The organism is Sphingobium sp. V4 (genome assembly GCF_029590555.1).
Classification (GTDB): Bacteria; Pseudomonadota; Alphaproteobacteria; order Sphingomonadales; family Sphingomonadaceae; genus Sphingobium.
The window spans coordinates 993,013-1,010,856 of the sequence record NZ_CP081001.1 but is presented as its reverse complement, the minus strand read 5'-3'; the positions used below and the strand labels follow the sequence as shown (position 1 = coordinate 1,010,856).

General features: G+C 66.1%; 18 protein-coding genes and 1 other RNA gene. 8 read left to right on the top strand and 11 right to left on the bottom strand.

Features of this window, described 5'->3' with window-relative positions; all coding sequences use genetic code 11:
- Positions 1–55: 55 nt before the first annotated feature.
- Positions 56–706 (top strand): prolyl hydroxylase family protein, encoded by a 651-nt coding sequence (locus K3M67_RS05320; RefSeq protein WP_285832484.1) that lies wholly within the window; start codon positions 56–58, stop codon positions 704–706.
- A gap of 6 nt (positions 707–712) precedes the next feature.
- Here K3M67_RS05320 and K3M67_RS05315 read toward each other — a convergent pair whose 3' ends face one another.
- From K3M67_RS05315 to K3M67_RS05285, 7 genes are all read right to left on the bottom strand, one after another.
- Entirely contained in the window at positions 713–2,143 is a 1,431-nt protein-coding gene (locus K3M67_RS05315; RefSeq protein ID WP_285832483.1) for a CYTH and CHAD domain-containing protein, read from the bottom strand.
- A 150-nt stretch (positions 2,144–2,293) separates the two neighbouring features.
- Positions 2,294–5,002, bottom strand: coding sequence for a TonB-dependent receptor domain-containing protein (locus tag K3M67_RS05310; protein ID WP_285832482.1), 2,709 nt, complete (start codon positions 5,000–5,002; stop codon positions 2,294–2,296).
- A gap of 89 nt (positions 5,003–5,091) precedes the next feature.
- On the bottom strand, positions 5,092–6,681 hold the full coding sequence (locus K3M67_RS05305; RefSeq protein ID WP_066855560.1) for a beta-helix domain-containing protein: 1,590 nt from the start codon (positions 6,679–6,681) through the stop codon (positions 5,092–5,094).
- Positions 6,682–6,940: 259 nt separating this feature from the next.
- On the bottom strand, positions 6,941–7,324 hold the full coding sequence (locus K3M67_RS05300; protein WP_285832481.1) for a tetratricopeptide repeat protein: 384 nt from the start codon (positions 7,322–7,324) through the stop codon (positions 6,941–6,943).
- Between the two features lie 293 nt (positions 7,325–7,617).
- Positions 7,618–7,975: a transfer-messenger RNA gene (ssrA, locus tag K3M67_RS05295) on the bottom strand.
- A gap of 15 nt (positions 7,976–7,990) precedes the next feature.
- Positions 7,991–8,503, bottom strand: coding sequence for a hemerythrin domain-containing protein (locus K3M67_RS05290; protein WP_066855566.1), 513 nt, complete (start codon positions 8,501–8,503; stop codon positions 7,991–7,993).
- A 75-nt stretch (positions 8,504–8,578) separates the two neighbouring features.
- Positions 8,579–8,980: a DUF6766 family protein gene (locus K3M67_RS05285; RefSeq protein ID WP_066855568.1), complete on the bottom strand. Its 402-nt coding sequence runs from the start codon at positions 8,978–8,980 to the stop codon at positions 8,579–8,581.
- Positions 8,981–9,063: 83 nt separating this feature from the next.
- Between K3M67_RS05285 and K3M67_RS05280 the strand changes: the two genes are divergently transcribed.
- Positions 9,064–9,825, top strand: a complete 762-nt coding sequence (locus tag K3M67_RS05280; RefSeq protein WP_285832480.1) for an NRDE family protein — start codon at positions 9,064–9,066, stop codon at positions 9,823–9,825.
- Positions 9,826–9,837: 12 nt separating this feature from the next.
- On the opposite strand, the gene K3M67_RS05275 is transcribed toward K3M67_RS05280, so the two are convergent.
- Both K3M67_RS05275 and K3M67_RS05270 read right to left on the bottom strand, forming a co-directional pair.
- Positions 9,838–10,074 carry a hypothetical protein gene (locus tag K3M67_RS05275; protein WP_066855574.1) on the bottom strand — a complete coding sequence of 79 codons (237 nt, stop codon included), beginning with the start codon at positions 10,072–10,074 and terminating at the stop codon, positions 9,838–9,840.
- Positions 10,071–10,289 (bottom strand): hypothetical protein, encoded by a 219-nt coding sequence (locus tag K3M67_RS05270; RefSeq protein WP_066855577.1) that lies wholly within the window; start codon positions 10,287–10,289, stop codon positions 10,071–10,073. Before K3M67_RS05270 ends, K3M67_RS05275 begins: the two co-directional genes overlap by 4 nt.
- 184 nt (positions 10,290–10,473) lie before the next feature.
- Here K3M67_RS05270 and K3M67_RS05265 point away from each other — a divergent pair, with 184 nt between their 5' ends.
- The 5 genes from K3M67_RS05265 (at position 10,474) to K3M67_RS05245 (ending at position 14,652) form a co-directional block, all read left to right on the top strand.
- Positions 10,474–11,064, top strand: coding sequence for an anthranilate synthase component II (locus tag K3M67_RS05265; RefSeq protein WP_285832479.1), 591 nt, complete (start codon positions 10,474–10,476; stop codon positions 11,062–11,064).
- A 162-nt stretch (positions 11,065–11,226) separates the two neighbouring features.
- Positions 11,227–12,219: an anthranilate phosphoribosyltransferase gene (trpD, locus tag K3M67_RS05260; RefSeq protein WP_066855582.1), complete on the top strand. Its 993-nt coding sequence runs from the start codon at positions 11,227–11,229 to the stop codon at positions 12,217–12,219.
- Complete coding sequence (gene trpC / locus K3M67_RS05255) at positions 12,216–13,007, top strand: indole-3-glycerol phosphate synthase TrpC (protein ID WP_285832478.1); 792 nt, start codon at positions 12,216–12,218, stop codon at positions 13,005–13,007. Before trpD ends, trpC begins: the two co-directional genes overlap by 4 nt.
- On the top strand, positions 13,004–13,474 hold the full coding sequence (moaC, locus tag K3M67_RS05250; protein WP_066855588.1) for a cyclic pyranopterin monophosphate synthase MoaC: 471 nt from the start codon (positions 13,004–13,006) through the stop codon (positions 13,472–13,474). Before trpC ends, moaC begins: the two co-directional genes overlap by 4 nt.
- On the top strand, positions 13,471–14,652 hold the full coding sequence (locus tag K3M67_RS05245; RefSeq protein ID WP_285832477.1) for a molybdopterin molybdotransferase MoeA: 1,182 nt from the start codon (positions 13,471–13,473) through the stop codon (positions 14,650–14,652). The genes moaC and K3M67_RS05245 overlap by 4 nt, the downstream gene beginning before the upstream one ends.
- Before the next feature lie 54 nt (positions 14,653–14,706).
- On the opposite strand, the gene K3M67_RS05240 is transcribed toward K3M67_RS05245, so the two are convergent.
- Positions 14,707–14,862, bottom strand: coding sequence for a hypothetical protein (locus tag K3M67_RS05240; RefSeq protein ID WP_198162805.1), 156 nt, complete (start codon positions 14,860–14,862; stop codon positions 14,707–14,709).
- A gap of 150 nt (positions 14,863–15,012) precedes the next feature.
- On the opposite strand from K3M67_RS05240, the gene lexA reads away from it, so the two are divergent.
- Complete coding sequence (lexA, locus tag K3M67_RS05235; protein ID WP_066855594.1) at positions 15,013–15,696, top strand: transcriptional repressor LexA; 684 nt, start codon at positions 15,013–15,015, stop codon at positions 15,694–15,696.
- Here lexA and K3M67_RS05230 read toward each other — a convergent pair.
- The gene (locus tag K3M67_RS05230; protein WP_285832476.1) at positions 15,687–17,837 is read right to left on the bottom strand and encodes a ComEC/Rec2 family competence protein; all 2,151 of its coding nucleotides are present in this window, start codon (positions 17,835–17,837) and stop codon (positions 15,687–15,689) included. The two genes, lexA and K3M67_RS05230, sit on opposite strands and share 10 nt — an antisense overlap.
- Between the last annotated feature and the right edge of the window lie 7 nt (positions 17,838–17,844).

Sequence of the window (17,844 nt, the reverse complement as noted above, 5' to 3'; positions counted from 1 at the left end):
GATAGCTAGGCGGCGAATTGTGCCAGAGGCGCGCCGCATTCATGCGAGGTCCGTCATGTCCGATATTTCCGATCATCCCAGGGCCGCCGATGCCGATCCGGCGTGGATCGCGGGGCATACCCGCGTGCAGAAGCTGCCCAGCCGCGACCTCACCCTGTTCATCCAGCGCCAGTTCCTCTCGGCGGAGGAATGCGCCGCGCTGGTCGATCGGATCGAAGCGGACCGCCGTCCCTCGACGATCGCTGACGCCAATGGCGACGGCTATTTCCGCACGAGCGAAACCTGCGACCTCGACCCGGCCGATGCCTTCGTCGCCGCGATCGACGCCAAGCTGGCCGCGTTCGCCGGCGTAGACCCGATTTTCGGCGAACCGATCCAGGGCCAGCGCTACGCCGTCGGGCAGGAGTTCAAGGCCCATACGGACTATTTCGACCCCAAGGGCGCGGACTTCGCCAGATATTGCTCGGTGGCGGGCAATCGCACCTGGACGCTGATGGTCTATCTCAACCAACCGGCGGCCGGCGGCGCGACGCGCTTCCCCAAGGTCGGCAAGACGGTCCAGCCCGAAACCGGCAAGCTGCTCGCCTGGAACAACCGGATCGCGCCGGGCGAGCCCAATCCCGCCAGCCTGCACCACGGCATGAAGGTGCGCAGCGGCGTCAAGCATGTCATCACCAAATGGTATCGGGAAAAGCCCTGGGGCTGAATGGGATCAGGTCCAGAATTTGCGGACGTCGGCCAGTTCGGCATGGGCTTCGGCCGCGTCGGCCAGCAGCTTCTTCCTGTCCCGCAGACCCAGGGGGGTGGTCGGCGCGAGGCCGTGATGGGCCAGCAATGGCGGGGCCGTCGCCAGATCATTGAGATCGCCCAGATGCTTCTGCAACCGCTCCAGCGCGGTTACAAATTTGCGATGGCGCCGTTTTTGTCCACCCTTTGGAAATAGATCGGCCAGAAATTCCGTACCATAGCGAAGTTTCTTCGCATTTTTTCGAACTTCGTGCCGGGCGGCGTCCGGCAGATTTTCCATGTGCCGTCCGCCCTTCACCACCCGCTTGCGCAACCGCCGCAGCCGCGCTGCGGCCAGATCGGCTGCCGGTCTTTCCGCTTCCCCGCCACACCCCGCGCCCAGCGCCAGCCATTCGACCAGGTCGAGCAACAATATCCGCACCCGCGCGGAATGAAGCCATTGCCCGACACGGACATGCGCCGCCTGCCGCGCCACCTCCAGCATATTCCTCGCCGCCTCATCCTCGATCCGCTCGGCCAGCACGTCCAGATCGCGCGCTTCCCCCAGCATCCCCGCCAGCCAGCGCAATTCCCCCTGAAATCGGAGCAGGTCGGTTTCCAGCAGGACCGGCTTGAACAAGGCCAGCGCCGTGCGCAGGCGCCTGACCGCGACCCGCGCCTGATGCAGCGCCCGGGGATCATATTGCTCCAGCAGCAGCGTCTCGTTCAGGCGATAGTGGCGCAGGCACGCCTGAGCGATGTGCAGGAAGGCTTCGCCCGCCCGCATCATGGGGTCGAGCCGCACGGGTTCGGCCCGGTAGGCATCGGGTATCGCGTCGCGCAGCCGATAGCCGCGATCGGACTTGCTGAGTATACCGGGCCGCACCGGCACTTCGCCGTCGATCCGCCGGGCGATGCCGAACAGGACGGCGGGCGGCCCCGCCATCAGTTCCAGTTCGATCTCGCACAGCGCCGCCTCGCGCTCGCCCGCGCGCACGATGCCCCGGTCCAGCACCAGTTCGACCCGCGCCTCGCCTTCCGCCAGGATCCAGCGGGTCCGCTCGACATCCACCTCGAATGCGGGCGCGACCTGGCCCACGGCGTCGCCCAGCAGCACCGCCACCGGCGTGCGATCATCAAGCACGGGTACGCTGCCCCGCACCGGCATTTCCCATTCCCGCCGCGCGAAGAGGCCGGCAGCCGTCCCGCCATCGGCCTTCACCGTCTGGATGCGCCGCTTGCCATCTTTGCGGATACGCAGGCTCATGCCGCGCTCCGCCAGCTTGCCATCGGGCGTGTCGAAATAAACGGAGTGCAGCCGGGACACATCCTCCCGCTCCGGCAGGCCGTCCCAGCGGGACAAGGCTTCCGCCGACACCTCCGACAGGTCGAGCTTCAGTTCGATTTCGCGTCCCATGCGTCTCTCCGTCCATGACCGGGGCGAGCGCCGGGCTTGTAGCATGATGCGGGACGGAGGAACATCTATCCGGAATCGCAACGGCCGACCTGCCGAGGACAGGCCGGCCGCGGCTGGCAAGAGGGTGTCGCCACCCTCCTTATCGGGTCGTCAGAAGGCCACGGTCAGCGACGCCGCGATGGTCGTGCCGATCTTGTAGCGGTTATAGAAGACCTTGTTGCCGCCGGCTTCCTGGAACTCCTGGAACTTGCGGCCGGTGATGTTGCGGGCCTCGAACTTGAACTCGCTGTTGATGCCGCCCGGCAGGGTGACGCCCTGGCGCGCGACGAAATCCAGCGTCAGGCCCGGCTTTTCCTTGATGTCGGGCTGAAGGTTCGGACCGCGGCTGGTGACGCGCGGGCTGGCATAGGTCAGCAGCAGGGTCTGCTGCGACAGGCGATCGGTATCCTCCAGCCCCAGTTGCAGGTTGACCAGATGGTCCGACTGGCCCGTCAGCGGCACGCCGTCCAGGAAATAGTCTGAAGCGGCGGGCAGGTCGCCCGTGGTGTAGCTATAGGGGATGGTGGTGTCCCCGTCGCTCACCTTCAGCTTGGACTGGGTGTAGGTATAGTTGCCGATCAGCGCGATCCGGCGGCTCTGGAAGAAGGACGAGTCCGACCAGCCGTCGAGCGGGATATATTTCTGGGCCTCCAGTTCGAACCCGTAAAGTGTGGCTTCCGGTGCGTTGGCGAAGCTGGTCGTCACCGCATAGGTATCGGTGATGGTGGTGTAGGTTTCGATCGGGTTCTCGATCTTCTTGTAGAAGGCCGCCGCCGTCAGCCGCTCGTCACGCCCCATATACCATTCGGCGCGAATGTCCGCATTCCACAGTTGGCTATCCTGCAAATAGGGGTTGCCGCGGTAGAAACGGTTGGATTCGGTGTCGAGATAGGGCTGGGCGATGAGTTCGCGGAACTGTGGCCGGGCGATCGTCTTCGACCCGCTTGCCCGGAACTGCAACCCCTTCGCCGCCTCGACGGTCACCGTCACGGCCGGCAGCCAGTAATCTTTCCTGATCTCGTTGAACGGGGTGACGCCGGTGTTGTAGACGTCCACGCCAGTCACCGACTGTTCGCCCTTTTCGTAGCGGACGCCGGCATTGATGGTCACGCCCGGAATGACCTCCGCCTGGAACTGGCCATAGCCGGCATGGACGCGCAGCGCGGCGTCATAGACCGGATAATTGCCCGAAAATTCCAGAAGGCTGATGTCATAATATTGGATCGACACGTCCGACAGCAGATAGTCGGGACGCAGTTGCTGCACCGGGATCGGCAGGTTGGTCGCGTCATAGTGCAGTTCGTAGCGGGACGAGGTACGCTTGGTGTCGGTGAAGGCATAGCCCGCCGTCAGCGTCACGTCGGGCGAGACCTTGTAGCTGAGGTCAGCCCCGGCCGACCAAAGATCCTCGTTCAGGTCGCTGAAGGTGATCGACGCGTCACCGCGCTGGCGGTTGAGCGCATTGACGAAACGGTCGCCGACCGGATCGGTCGCCGTGTCGACATTGCTGCGGACATAGACGAACTCGCGCTCATAGGGCGCCTCGCGCTGCGAATTGGCATAGCCGCCACGCATGTCGAGGCTCAGCGCATCGCTCAGCTTGAACTCGCCGACCAGTTGGGTGTCGATCAGCTGACGCTCATACCAGGCGGTATTCTGGTTCAGATAATCGGCGCCCTGGATCTGGCCGTCATTCTGCCCGATCGCCAGCGCGCTGCGCTTCAGCGTGTCGCGGATATAGAGGTTGGTCCAGCGCAGCTTCTGGTCGCCCAGTTCCAGGCCCACGCCCAGCAGGCCGTTCACCGTCACCTCATTGTCGGTGCTCACCTGCTGGAAATTCTTGCCCGCTCCGGCCGCCACGTCGAGCGAAGCTTGCTGGAGCGTGTCGCGGGTGCGCCACTTGTTGCTGTAGGATGCGGTGGCGATGATGCCCATGCGCCCGTCGCTGCCGACGTCAAACGCCGTGCCGCCATTCAGCGACGCTGAGAAGTTGAAGGGCAGGCTGTTGGTCCGCTGCACCACCGACGTGTTGCTGTTCTGGAACGACATCGCGATCGCGCGCAGGTCCGCCCGTTCCATGTTGGAAAAGGCCATGCCGCTGCCGATGGCATTCTTCAGCAGGTTCGGAACGTCACGCGTGCCATCATCGAAGCCGGTCCAGTCGGACTTGCTGCCATAATGGGTGTAGCCCAGCTGGCCCGATGTCTCGGTGTTGGCCGAGCTGCCCATGCCGATTTCCAGATAGCTTTCCGTCGGGATCGCCTTGGTCGTCAGGTTGATGACGCCGCCGCCGAATTCGCCGGGGAAATTGGCCGAAAAGCTTTTCTGCACCAGGGTCGACGCGATGACGCTGGTCGGGAAGAGATCGAGCGGCACGACGCGCTTGAGCGGTTCGGGGCTGGGCAACGGCGAACCGTTGAGCAGCGCGAGCGAATAGCGATCGCCCAGGCCGCGGACATAGACATAGCCGCCCGACACGACCGACAGGCCGGTGACGCGCTGGAGCGAACCGGCGATGTCGCCCTCGCCCGTGCGCTTGATGTCGGCGGCCGACAGGACGTTCACCACCTGCGGCGCCGCCTGCGAGATGTTGGCGGTGCGACGGCCGGTGACGACGATGTCGGCGCCGGGGATCGACACATCGACATTGCCCGACTGGGCATCGGCTTCCTCGGCCGCGCTGGGCGTGCCGCTGGGCGTCGTGGGCGCGACGGCGCCGCCCGCCTGGCCGGCAGTCGTGTCGGTCTGCGCCATGGCGGCAGGCGCCGACAGGGCAGTGGAAATCAGGAGCAGGCGCGCCAGGGTCAGCGGCTTCGACATGCGATGGTCCCCCTTGGGATTATTCAGAGCAAAGAAGGCGGGGAAGCGTCGGTCAACGCTCCCCCGCCCCTGTTAAGGTCAGGTGCCGATCAGGTGGTCGGGATGGCGGTGCAGTTCTTGCTGCTCGTGCCGAAGCTCGCCGTCACGGAGTTGCAGGTCCAGCCGGCATACCAGGTGTCGCTGCTGTCCTTGACCGCGCCGACATAGGCCGTGGTGGCGAAGTTGCTGTCGACCGTCTTCGGATCGGTGGCCACCAGGGCGGTTTCGGTCGCGCCGTTGATGAACAGGCTGGTCAGCGACGGCGTGTAGCTGATCGTGCTGTTCGGGCCGGCTTCGAAGATCGACTTTACGACGTCGGCGGTCACGCCGTTATTGCCCTTGTACGGGGTCGCCGCCAGGCACTGCATCGCCACCGAGATGTAGCGCGGCTTGCCCGCATCCTGCAACGCGGTGTCGGCGTCACGCACGGTCGTGGCGCTGTCGATGCGCAGGCAGGTCTGGGTCGGGCTGACGATCAGGCCGTTGACCAGCGTCAGGTCGGCGCCGCCGCGCAGCAGCATGGCCGAACCGTTGCTGCCCGTGGTCGAGCGGTTGATCCAGGTGAAGTTGGCGACCTTCACATATTGGCGGGGCAGTGCGTCCTCGCCATTGTTCGACGCCGAACCACCGTTCGAGTCGGTTTCCATGAAGCTGTCGCCGATATTGTTGCCGTCGCGATGCGCGCCGATTACATATTGGATGGTGCCGCGATAGCCGACGTCGGTGTCGAGATTGTCATCCTCGTTGCCGGTCAGGACCAGGTAGCGCGGGTGGACGGAGCCGCCGAAAATCTCGATGCCATCGTCCGAGCTGTTGTGGACCTGGATATGGTCGAGCACGGTGCCGGTACCGACGCCCGAGGGGGTCAGGCCCTGCAACTCGCTCGAACCCGACAGGACGAAGCCCGAATAGCGGATCTGGACATAGGACATGCGGCCCGAGCTGTCGGCGTCGTTTGCGCCGCCATAGAGCGCGCCGCTGGCGCCTTCGGTGTCGCGTTCGCACGCCGTGGTGCCCGGCGCGGCCGCAGGCGCGGCGCAGTCGGTGATCTTGGCGCGGCCGAGCAGCACGACGCCGCCCCACTGGCCCGACGACTGGTCGGTCGAGGTTCCGAGCACATTTTCACGGCTGGTGAAGATGATCGGCTGGCTGGCGGTGCCTACGGCGTTGATCTTGTTGCCGCGGTTGACGGCAAGGAAGGTATTGCCGGTGCCGGCGAACACGACAACGCCCGGATCGATCGTCAGCGTGACGTTGGTATTGGTGCTCGCGGCACCCTGGTCGGTGCCGACATCGACGCGGCCGGGCATGGAATAGATTACGCCGGCAACCTTGGCGATCGCGGTCGAGCTGTTGAAGCGCGCCGGGAAGCCGCAATTGCGCCAGGTGTTGGAGCCATCCGAAATCGTACCGAGGTCGGTCAACTGGTCGCTGCCGGCAATGGTCGGGCAGCTGGCGGCCGGGGTCACGCTCGTGGGGGTCGGCGTCGGGGTCGGCGTTGGCGTGGGGGTCGGCGTCGGAGCGGGAATGACGATCGTGCCCTGACCAGGCGACGCGATGTCGTCCGCACCGCAGGCGCTCAGGCCCACGCAGGCGCAGCTCGCCATCAGGATCGTGTGGATACGGTTAATCTTGGCCATGTCGTCTCCGCTCCGGCTGTACCGGGTTGTTGAAGTGCGGAGCGCAGGGGAAACTCGAATCGGACAACGCCCCCTGTCGCCCTCTGCGGCGGCAGGTAAGGACGGCAGATGACATGATCATTCCGCTTCTGTGACACTGGAGAGACTTTGGAATGACAGTTTGATGAATTATCTTTCATTTTCATGACAGGCGTCCATGCAAAAGGGCGCCATCCGCGACGGATGACGCCCTCTGCTCCCTGCACCTATCCGGTGGAAATCAGCGCGATGCGTAACTCGGATTGAGGCGGCCCAGCGCGCGGGCGGCCACGTCGCGCGAGGATTCCTCGGACCCGTTCGCCAGCACCAGCGTCACTTCCGGCGAGAAGCGTGCGGCGCGATAGGCTTCGCGGGCCTGCGCCATCTTGCCCAGGCCGGCATAGGCGTTACCAAGATTGATGAGGCGAGCGGGATCATTCTCGCCGTACACCGGCATCGGGGCCAGCCTGTCGAGCGCATCGTCGAACCGTCCCGCGGTCAGCGCCTTGGCGGCCAGGCTGCCGTCGGTCACGCCGACGACGACCATCTCCTCGGGCGCTGCATGGGCCAGGCCCGGCACCATCCCGGCCAGCGCCAACGCCACCATTCCAGCGACCTTCTTCATGCCCGATCTCCTCAAAAAAAAACTTCCTAATATAGCCAGGAGTATTTCATTTAGATGACATCGGAGCAAGGCAGGTCACGACCCAGAAAATCGATTTTCTTTACAGTAAAATCAATGCTTTAATAATTTTACGCAAGACTGTCATAAAAGCGTAATCGAAATCGCGCGCACAAGGAACCCGATTCGCACGATCCGACGGCTATCGAGCCGACCTGCCGGTCGCGTCGGTCAGAATCTCACAATGTCGGTAAAGGGTCCGGAGGCTTCTGTTGCCCGGCGCCTCCGGAGGCCGCTGAATTCCCTTCTGTTGCCCGGTGGGTTCAACCGCGCTATTTTAGAGTAATGTCAGGCCGTGAGGCCCTCAATTACGCTGCAATGGCGAGTGCTTCGTTATCGTTGGCACTTGTGAGTTTTGCACAGTTTAACGGCTTACACGGGCCGGGTGAAAACATCGCCTTTGAACACACGTCGATCCTAGTTCGGCCCCGTCAGACACCCCGCCCGGCCTTGCGGACCGGAACGGGACATGTGGTGGAGCCGCCGGGTACTGCCCCCGGGTCCGCTGCGTCTATTACTCGACACAATTTATCACCATAGCCGAGCGAACCCGGCACTGCCCATATGGGCTCAAGCAGATGGTTTTTCAAGTCATCCTGGTGAAAGGCGTCAGGCCGCGATCAGGTTGACCGCGCTCGGCCTGGCGACCGGCAGCCCGCCCGCGCCTGCCTGCGCCAGCAATTCCTCCTTGCGGGCGGCCATCAAGTCGCGCAGCGCGACCAGGTCGACATCGGTCCTGCGGCACTGGGCGAACATGCCCTCCGACGGCATTTCCTCCTCATGGACATGATGCTTGATCTCCTCCGAAAGCACCTTGACCTTGGCGTCGTAGAAATCATCGTCCGGCGATCCCGCCTCGATGTCGTTAATCAGCACCTTCGCGCCATCATGCTCGACATAGGCTTCGTCCAGCGTGTCATCCTCGATCTTCCCGCGAAAGGCCGGATAGAAGATCTCCTCCTCGATCATCGTGTGGATTTTCAGTTCCAGGCAGATTTTGCGCGCGATCTCCTGCTTGCGCGCCGATGCGCTGGCTTTCTCGAATTTTCCGAACAGATCCTCGACCGTCCGGTGGTCGGCCTTCAACAGGGCAATGGCGTCGGTAAACTGGGCCTTGGGCATGACATCCTCCTCGTCCGTGGACGGAGGTGGAAGCCCTCAGCACTGGCAAGGTTCCCATGGCTGAAAATCGCGCGTCTATTCATAACCTACATCATGGGCGTGGGGCTTGGCATGGCCCCCGGTCCGCATGTAGCGCTTGTCGATCACACCGATCAGATGCTCGGCCCGGTCGCCGCCGACCATCTTCATCAGTTCGTCGACCTTGGCCTCCAGCCGGTCGTCATTCTCCTTGGAGGCCGGCGATCCGGCGTAGAGGAAATAGGCCAGACCGACGACCTGCCAGATCAGCTGGAGAAATTCCGACTGCCAGTTCTCGAACGTGTCCCGACCCATCTCGACCAGATAGGCGGCGAGTTCCGGGCCTTGGCCATGGCTGCGCGCTTCGTCGACATAGGCCCACCAGCCGAACAGCCAATGCCCCGCGATCGACACGAGGAAAAAGAAGGCCGTGATCCATCCATAGGCATAACGCTTCATGATCCTGCTCCTTCGTCTTGCTCCTGGACGCGAAGGCTGGAACAACGCGCGGACGAGAGGCGGGTTCAGGGAAGGACGGCGGCATGTGCATCATGGCCATGGCATGGAGGGCGCATCGGCGCTGGCAGCTGATCCTGATCGGCAACCGCGACGAATATCATGCCCGCCCGGCCGCGCCGATCGCCCGCTGGGCCGGCCGCCCCGGCCTGATCGCCGGGCGCGACCTGCAATCGGGCGGCACCTGGCTCGGCGTGTCAGAAGCGGGGCGCGCGGCGATCGTGACCAACTTGCGCGGCCATGGCGGCCCGCGATCCGACCGCGCGTCACGCGGGGCGCTGGTGACGGATCTGCTGGCGGGCGACGGTCGCTATGGCGATGCCGAACAGGCGGCGCTGGAGGATTTCAACCCCTTCAACCTGGTCCTGGTCGATGGCGCCAGCGCCCATTTCCTAACCAACCGCCCGGCCCCGATGCGGGCAGCACTGACGCCGGGCCTCTACGGCCTTTCCAATGGCGCGCTGGACGCGCCCTGGCCCAAGACGCTTGCGCTCAAGGAGGGGCTGCTCGGCTGGCTGACCGGCGGCGCGGAGCAGCCAGAGCGCCTGTTCGATATCCTGCGTCGGGAGGATCTTCCCGACGCGGGCATCGCCCCGACCGCTCCTTCCGACGCGCCCGACGAGGCCGCCGCGTCACCTATCTTCATCCGCAACGCCATCTACGGCACGCGATGCAGTACGATCGTCGCGATCGACGCCGAAGGCAGGGGAAGGATCATGGAGCGCCGCTTCGACCGACATGGCGCGCAGAACGGGGAGGACGGCATCGCCTTCCGCTGGCCGGACTGAGCGCCTGCCGCCTCAGCGCAGCGCGGACCGGGGCTGCCGCGCCAGATAGACCGACGAACGCACCACCGGCGTCAGGATCAGCTTGTTCTGCATCAACGCGCGTACCCGTTCCGCTCCGTCCGGGTTCAGCATGACGACGCGGGTGCCACCCGCAGGCAGCGCCTCGATCGTGGAAATGGCCAACGCATGGCGCGTGCAAAGCGCCTGCACATCCGCCGGTTCGGCCTTCAGATTGATCGCGCGGCTCATGGGCGGTTTCCTTTCGCGCCATAGGGGAAGGGATCGAAGGCCGTGCGCCCGGTCGCCATGGCAAGCGAACGATAGGGCAGCCGATGGTCGCGAATACGGTCGGCATAGCCGTTGGCGCGACGGCGAAGCGCAGCGCGCGCATCGGGACAGGCGCAATATTGCGCACGCAGCAGCGCTTCCTGCTCCGAATAGAGAAGATGATTGAGATCGCCCATGAGAGACGCTCCTTGCTGGCAAGCGGGAGCACGATGGTCTCTCGGTCACGCGAAGGCTTGCGGGCGGGGTTCGCGGCGATGCACCAGCCCTAGCAGAAGGGATCGCCATCTGTCGCGATAATTCTCGTCCTCATCGCAAAGCCACGCTTCCCCTCGCCGGCCCTCGCCATTATAGCCCTGATCCATGATCCTCGTCATCGACAATTATGACAGCTTCACCTGGAACCTGGTCCATTATCTGATGGAACTGGGAGCGAAGGTGGAGGTCGTCCGCAACGACGCCATTTCGGCGGGTCAGGCACTTTCGACCGGCGCAAAGGCCTTCCTGCTGTCGCCCGGCCCCTGCACGCCCAATGAAGCGGGCGTCAGCCTCGACCTGGTTGCTGCCTGCGCCGATGCGGGCGCGCCGCTGCTGGGCGTGTGCCTGGGCCATCAGGCGATCGGCCAGCATTTCGGCGGCAAGGTCGTGCGCGGCGGGCTGATGCACGGCAAGACGTCGCCCGTCAGCCATGACGGCACGGGCCTTTTCAAGGGACTTCCCTCGCCGTTCACGGCCACGCGCTACCATTCGCTGATTGTCGAGGACATACCCGAAACCTTGCGCGTCAACGCGACCAGCGAGGACGGATCGGTCATGGGCTTCCGCCACGCGACCCTGCCGATCCATTCAGTGCAGTTTCACCCGGAAAGCATCGCCACCGAACATGGGCATGAGATGCTGGCGAACTTCATGGCGATCGCCGGCCTGCCGGTGCGGGAGCGAGAAGCGGCCTGACCGCCGCCCTGTTACAGCCAGCCGGCCCGCCGATGAGGGCGCACATGCTTGTCGAATATGATCCAGACGGGACATCATATTTCGGGACGTGCAGGAAAAGTGCGGGCTCTCGCACGAACGCCCTCTCGACTCCGTCACCTCCCCCCGACTAAGGCTGCGCCGATGACCAGCCTGCCCGATCCTTCCGTGCCGCTCCCGCCCGAGGCCGCCGCAACGGCCTTCGACCTGCTGTTCGACGCCGACCTGCCCGAAGCGGAGATTGCCGCCTTCCTCGTCACCATGGCCAGGCGAGGCGAAACCGCGACCGAGATTGCCGCCGCCGCCCGCGCCATGCGCGCGCGCATGATCCCGGTCGGCGCCCCCGCAGGGGCGATCGATGTCTGTGGCACCGGAGGCGACGGGCACCATACGCTGAATGTTTCCACGGCTGTCTCGCTCGTCGTCGCCGCCGCCGGCGTGCCGGTCGCAAAGCATGGCAACCGCGCCGCCTCTTCCAAGGCCGGTGCCGCCGACACGCTCGAAGCCTTGGGCCTCAACCTCGACAGGGCGGCCGCGACCGCCGAGGCGACCCTTGCCGATCTCGGCATCTGCTTCCTTTTCGCGCAAAATTATCACCCCGCGCTCAAGCGCCTCGGTCCGATCCGCAAGGCGATTGGCGAACGCACCATCTTCAACCTGATGGGGCCGCTCGCCAATCCGGCCAATGTCCGCCGCCAGCTCGTCGGCATCGCCCGCCCCGCCTATGTCCCCATCTATGCCGAGGCGCTAGCTGAATTGGGCGTCGACCGGGCCATGGTGGTGTCAGGCGATGAAGGACTGGACGAACTCTCGCTGGCCGGCGGCAACGACATGGCGGAGGTCATGGGGCACGAACTGGTCGCCATGCGTCGCCTGGCCGCCGCCGAGCTTGGCCTCTCCACCCATCCGGTCGAGGCGATCCGCGGCGGTGACGCCCGCCACAATGCAGCGGCGCTCCGCGCGCTGCTCCAGGGCGAACCGGGGCCATATCGCGACGCCGTGCTGCTGAACGCGGCCGCCGCCCTTGTCGTGGCGGACGCCGTACCCGACCTTCGCGAAGGCGTGGAGGAAGCCGCCGAAACCATCGATCGCGGCCTTTCCAACGCGCTCCTCAATTGCTGGATTGCCTATTCATGACCAACAAGCTGATCGAAATCTGCGACTTCAAGCGGGAGGATGTCGCCCGCCGCAAGGCCGCGACCACCGTGGCCGGACTCCACGCTCGCGCCAGCGAGCAGACGCCGCCGCGCGGCTTTCGCAAGGCGCTGGACGATGCCGCGCGCTCGGGCTTCGGCCTGATCGCGGAGATCAAGAAGGCCAGCCCCTCCAAGGGGCTGATCCGCGCCGATTTCGACCCGCCAGCCCATGCCCAGGCCTATGCCGCCGGCGGCGCGGCCTGTCTGTCGGTGCTGACCGACGAACCCTATTTCCAGGGACATGACGATTATCTGATGGCCGCCCGTTCCGCCTGCGCGCTGCCAGTGCTGCGCAAGGATTTCATCGTCGATCCCTGGCAGGTGCTGGAAAGCCGCTCGCTCGGCGCCGACGCCATCCTCATCATCGTCGCCGCGCTGGACGACGGCCAGATGCGGGAGATAGAGGACGCCGCGCTGGGCCTCGGCATGGACGCGCTGATCGAGGTTCATGACGAAAGCGAGCTGGAACGCGCGCTCAATCTCCGCTCGCGCCTGATCGGCGTCAATAATCGCGACCTGCGCGATTTCAGCGTCGACTTCGCCCGCACCTATGAACTGGTGGGCAAGGCGCCCGCCGGCTGCACCTTCGTCGCCGAAAGCGGCCTGACCGGCCATGCCGATCTGGCCGCCATGTCCGACCATGGGGTGCGCTGCTTCCTGGTCGGCGAAACGCTGATGCGCCAGACCGACGTCGAGGCGGCGACCCGCAACCTGTTGACCGGCGCATGACCGGCCTGACGCATCTGGACGCGGATGGCGCGGCGCGCATGGTCGACGTCTCGGCCAAGGCCGTGACCGCGCGCGAGGCGGTCGCCTCCGGCCGGATCGAGATGAGCGGGGATGCCGCCGCCGCGATCGCGCAAGGCTTGGTCAAGAAGGGGGACGTGCTCGCCGTGGCCCGGGTGGCGGGCATCATGGCCGCCAAGCGGACGGCCGACCTCATCCCGCTCTGCCATCCGATCGCACTGAGCGCCGTGACGGTCGATTTCGATCTCGACGAGAGCGGCGTCACGGCCACCGCCACCGCCCGTACCGCCGGCCAGACCGGGGTGGAGATGGAAGCGCTGACCGCCGCTTCGATCGCCTTGCTCACCGTCTACGACATGGCCAAGGCGCTGGACAAGGCCATGGTCATCGGCAACGTCCGCCTGATCGCCAAGACCGGCGGCAAGTCCGGGGACTGGCACGCGGCATGAGTCTACTGCCCGTCGCCGACGCGCAGGCGCGCCTGTTCGCACTGGCGCGGCGCCTGCCGATCGAGATGGTTCCGGTCGGCCGGTCGGTCGGCCGCTGGCTGGCGCGGGACATCCTCGCCCTGCGCGATCAGCCCTGGGCCGACCTGTCGGCGATGGACGGCTATGCCGTGCGCGCGGCCGAATATCCCGGTCCCTGGCGCTTAGCCGGCGAAAGCGCGGCCGGTGCGGCTCACCTCCCCGCGCTCTCGCCCGGCGAAGCGGTCCGCATCTTCACGGGCGCGCCGCTGCCCCCTGGCGCCGACGCCATATTGATGCAGGAAAATGCGACCCGCGATGGCGACCTGCTGCGCGCCAACGCAGATCCGCTGCCCGCCGGCCGCCACGTTCGCCCCGCCGCTTCGGATTTCGCCCGCGACACTGTCCTGCTCCGGGCCGGAACGCGCATCGGTCCGGCCCAGATCGCCCTTGCGGTGCTGGCGGGCCATGGCGATCTGCCGGTCCATGCCAGGCCCAGGGTCGCGCTGCTGTCCACCGGCAACGAACTTGTGCCTCCCGGCGCGCCGACGCCGCCGGGCTTCCTGCCGTCCTCCAACGCGCCCATGCTGGCGGCGATGCTGGCGGACGTGCCTTGCGACGTGATCGACCTCGGCATCATAGCCGACGATCTCGACGCCATGGTGGCTGCGCTGGAACAGGCCCGCGAGGCCGACATCATCGTCTCGACCGGCGGCGCGTCGGTCGGCGACCATGATCTCGTCCGTCCCGCCTTCGCCAAGGCGGGCGGCACACTCGATTTCTGGAAGATCAGGATGCGTCCCGGCAAGCCGCTGATGGCCGGTCGGCTTGGCGGTTCGCTGTTCCTCGGCTTGCCCGGCAACCCCGTATCGGCTTTCGTCACCGGCACATTGTTCCTGCTGCCGCTGATCCGTCACCTCGGCGGGGCGGTCGATCCTCTGCCGCCCGTCGGCGAATCGCGGCTTGCATCCCCCCTGCCGGCCACGGGTGATCGCGACGACTATCTCCGCGCTTGGCGCAGCAGGGACGGAGCCGTATCCGTCACGTCGCAGGACAGCGCCGCCACCGCCGCCATGGCGCAGGCCGACTGCCTGATCCTGCGCCCGGCAGGATCGCCGCCAGCCCTGCCCGGCGACCGCATGACCGTGCTTCCACTCGCGTGACGGACAGAAAAAGGGGCCGCGGAACGGCCCCTTTCTGCTGATCTGTCGGCTTGGTCAGCGTTGCTGCTTGTTGCCCGGCGCCTTGTCCTGGCGGCGTTCGTCGCCCATCTGGTCCTGCCGGTTTTCCTGCTGATGCTGACGGTCGCTCTGACCACCGCCGCCTTGCTGGTCGCGGCGCTGGGACTTGTCCTGATCATTCTGGTTGGCCATTGTCACTCTCCTATACCCTCTGTGGAGGGTGGCATTGAAACCCCCGGACCACGACGCGCGTTCCGCGAAATGCGACCGGCCGTTCGGCGCTTGACTAATCCCCATGTGTTTCCTATGCGTTCCTCATACGTTCCACGGAGGACCGCAGCGATGTTGACGCCCAAGCAGCAGGAATTGCTGAGCTTCATTCAGACCCGGCTGGAGGAGGGCGGCGTGTCCCCCTCTTTCGAGGAGATGAAGGATGCGCTCGACCTGCGTTCCAAGTCCGGCATCCACCGCCTCATCAACGCGTTGGAAGAACGCGGCTTCATCCGTCGCCTGCCCAACCGCGCTCGCGCGCTGGAGGTCCTCAAGCTGCCCGACGCCATGCACCGCCCCCCCGCGCCGGTGATGGCGCCTGCGGTCGCGCCGCAGCCCAGGGTGGCGCCTGCCCTGCCAATCGCCGCCAATGACGTGATCGAAATCCCCCTGCACGGTCGCATCGCGGCCGGCGTTCCGATCGAGGCGATGGAGGGACAGGCCATGCTCTCCGTCCCTGCCGCGCTGCTCGGCGCGGGCGATCATTATGCGCTGGAAGTATCTGGCGATTCGATGGTCGAAGCCGGCATCCTCGACGGCGACTTCGCCCTGATCCAGCGCACGGATGTCGCGCGCGAGGGGCAGATCGTCGTCGCCCTGATCGACGATGCGGAAGCGACGCTCAAATATTTCCGGCGCGAAGGCAGCCGGGTCCGGCTCGACCCCGCCAACTCGGCATATGAACCGCAGATCTATGATCCGCGTCAGGTCCGTATCCAGGGCAAACTCGCCGGTCTGCTGCGCCGCTATAACTGAGATTTTCCGGACCTCGGGCGCACGATCCAGGGATGGGCGTCGCCCGGTCGATGGACGGTGTGAACTTCGCCATCTTGCAGGCTGATGGACAGGCCGCCGGTGCGCGCCAGCAACCGGCGGTCAATCTTCAACCAGCGCGGACGGCACCAGCGCGGCAGGCCCCGATCGCTGATGACGATATCCGCCGCCGCGCAATCCCGTGCAAAGTCGCGCCGCGCGATCAGCATGTCGCTGCGGGTCAGGAGCAACCGCCAGTCTCGACCCGTCCTGTCTCTCAACCCGACTGCGCAAAGGTCCGCTGAACAGCGCGCCTGCGGCAGCGCCGCGATGGCTTCCAGCTCACCGTCATGGCCCGCACTTTCCGACAGCACGTCGCGGACATAGTCTCCCGCCCCGGCGCGCAGGGTCGCCATGCCCTTCTCTATCCGCACCGCCACATGCCGTCCGTCGCCCGTGACCAGGACATCCGGCGGTGACGCCATCAGGGTCGCCGCCATGCCGATGCCCAGCGGCGCCAGCCCCAGCCACCTGATTCCCGTCCGCCACAACAGGCACCACAGCAACCCGACGACGGTCATGCCGAACAGGGTGGCGCCCATGGCCGGCGCCACCATGGTCGCCATCGGACTGGCGGCCACGCTGTGGGCCAGAAGCAGGAGCAGGTTGAGCGCTTGTTCCGTCACCCACCAGGCCGGAGCCCCCAGTCCCACCAGGTCGAGCGCCAGCGCCAAGGCCTCCAGCGGCATGACCAGGAAGGTGGTGAGCGGGATCGCGATCAGGTTGGCGAAGGCGCCCAGCAGGCCCGCCTTGTGGAAATGAAACAGCGCGATCGGCATCAGCACCAGTTCGACGGCGACGCCGGTCGCCAGCGTCACCGCCAGAAGACGGCCGCCTTTGCGAATCATCCCTTCATCACGCGCCGCGGCAAAGGCGCGAAAGCGCGGATGCTCGGCCAGCGCCACCAATGCCGTCACTGCGGCGAAACTCATCTGGAAACTCGGCCCGACCAGCGCCTCGGGCCAGAACAGAAGCACGACCAGCGCGCCGGCCGCCACCAGCCGCAAGGTGATCGCATCGCGCCCCATCGCCAGCCCGCCCAGAACCAGCAGTGCGGCGACACAGGATCTGACCGTCGGCACCTCGGCCCCTGTCAGCAAGGTGTAGCCGATCCCCGCCAGCGCCCCGCCGGTCGCCGCGATCAGCATCAGCGGCCAGCCCAGCACAGCGCGCCGGCTGAGCGCCATGACGCGCATCAGCAGGAAGATCACGGCGCCGATCAGCGCGGTGACGTGCAGCCCACTGATCGACAGCAGATGGGCCAGGCCGCTCCGCCGCATCGCCTCCGCATCGGCCTCACTGATGGCGCCCTGATCCCCGGTCGCCAGCGCAGCGGCGATCCCCTCGACCGGCCCGTCCACGCGCTCCACGATATGGCCGAACAATCGCGCCCTCAGCGACGGCGATGCAGTCGACGGACGCAAGACTTCCACAGGCTTGAGCGCCCTTCCGGTTGCGCCAATCCCCTGAAAATAGGCGCGTGCGGCAAAATCATAGCCGCCCGGCACGGATGGCGGCGCCGGCGGCATCAACCGCACGCGAAACCGGATGCGCGCGCCAGCGCCCAGGCCGGCAGGCACGTCCGCATCCGCGATGTTGACCCTGACCCTCGCGGGCAGGCCGGGCGCAGCGACCGGCCGGAGCATGACGCGCACGATAGCCTGCGACGGCACGCGGCGCTCGGACAGCACGTCCCCGGTCAGTTCGACGAATGTCGCCCGGCCGAGCGGCGGCTGCCCCAGCAGGCTCGCCTTCCCCCAGACCAGCAGACAGCCCATGCACGCCAGGATCGCGCCCGCCACGATCATCCGCCGCAACCGCCCTCCCGCCGGCAACATGGTCCCCGTACAGGCCATCGCCAGCGCCGCGCAGCAGAAGGCGAGCCAGCCCATCGCGTGCGGCAGCAGGAACCAGGCCGCAATGCCGCAGCCCGCCCCCACCGGCGCCCATAATCCGATCTGCTCGCGCTCGCACTCCAGCCGGCTTTCGACGGCTTCCAGCGCCGCCCGCGCCCACGCCCACGGCCCCGCACCAAGGGAGGTTTGTCGTGGCTCAAAAGCCGTGCTAGGGGGCGGCGCATTCATGGGTCAG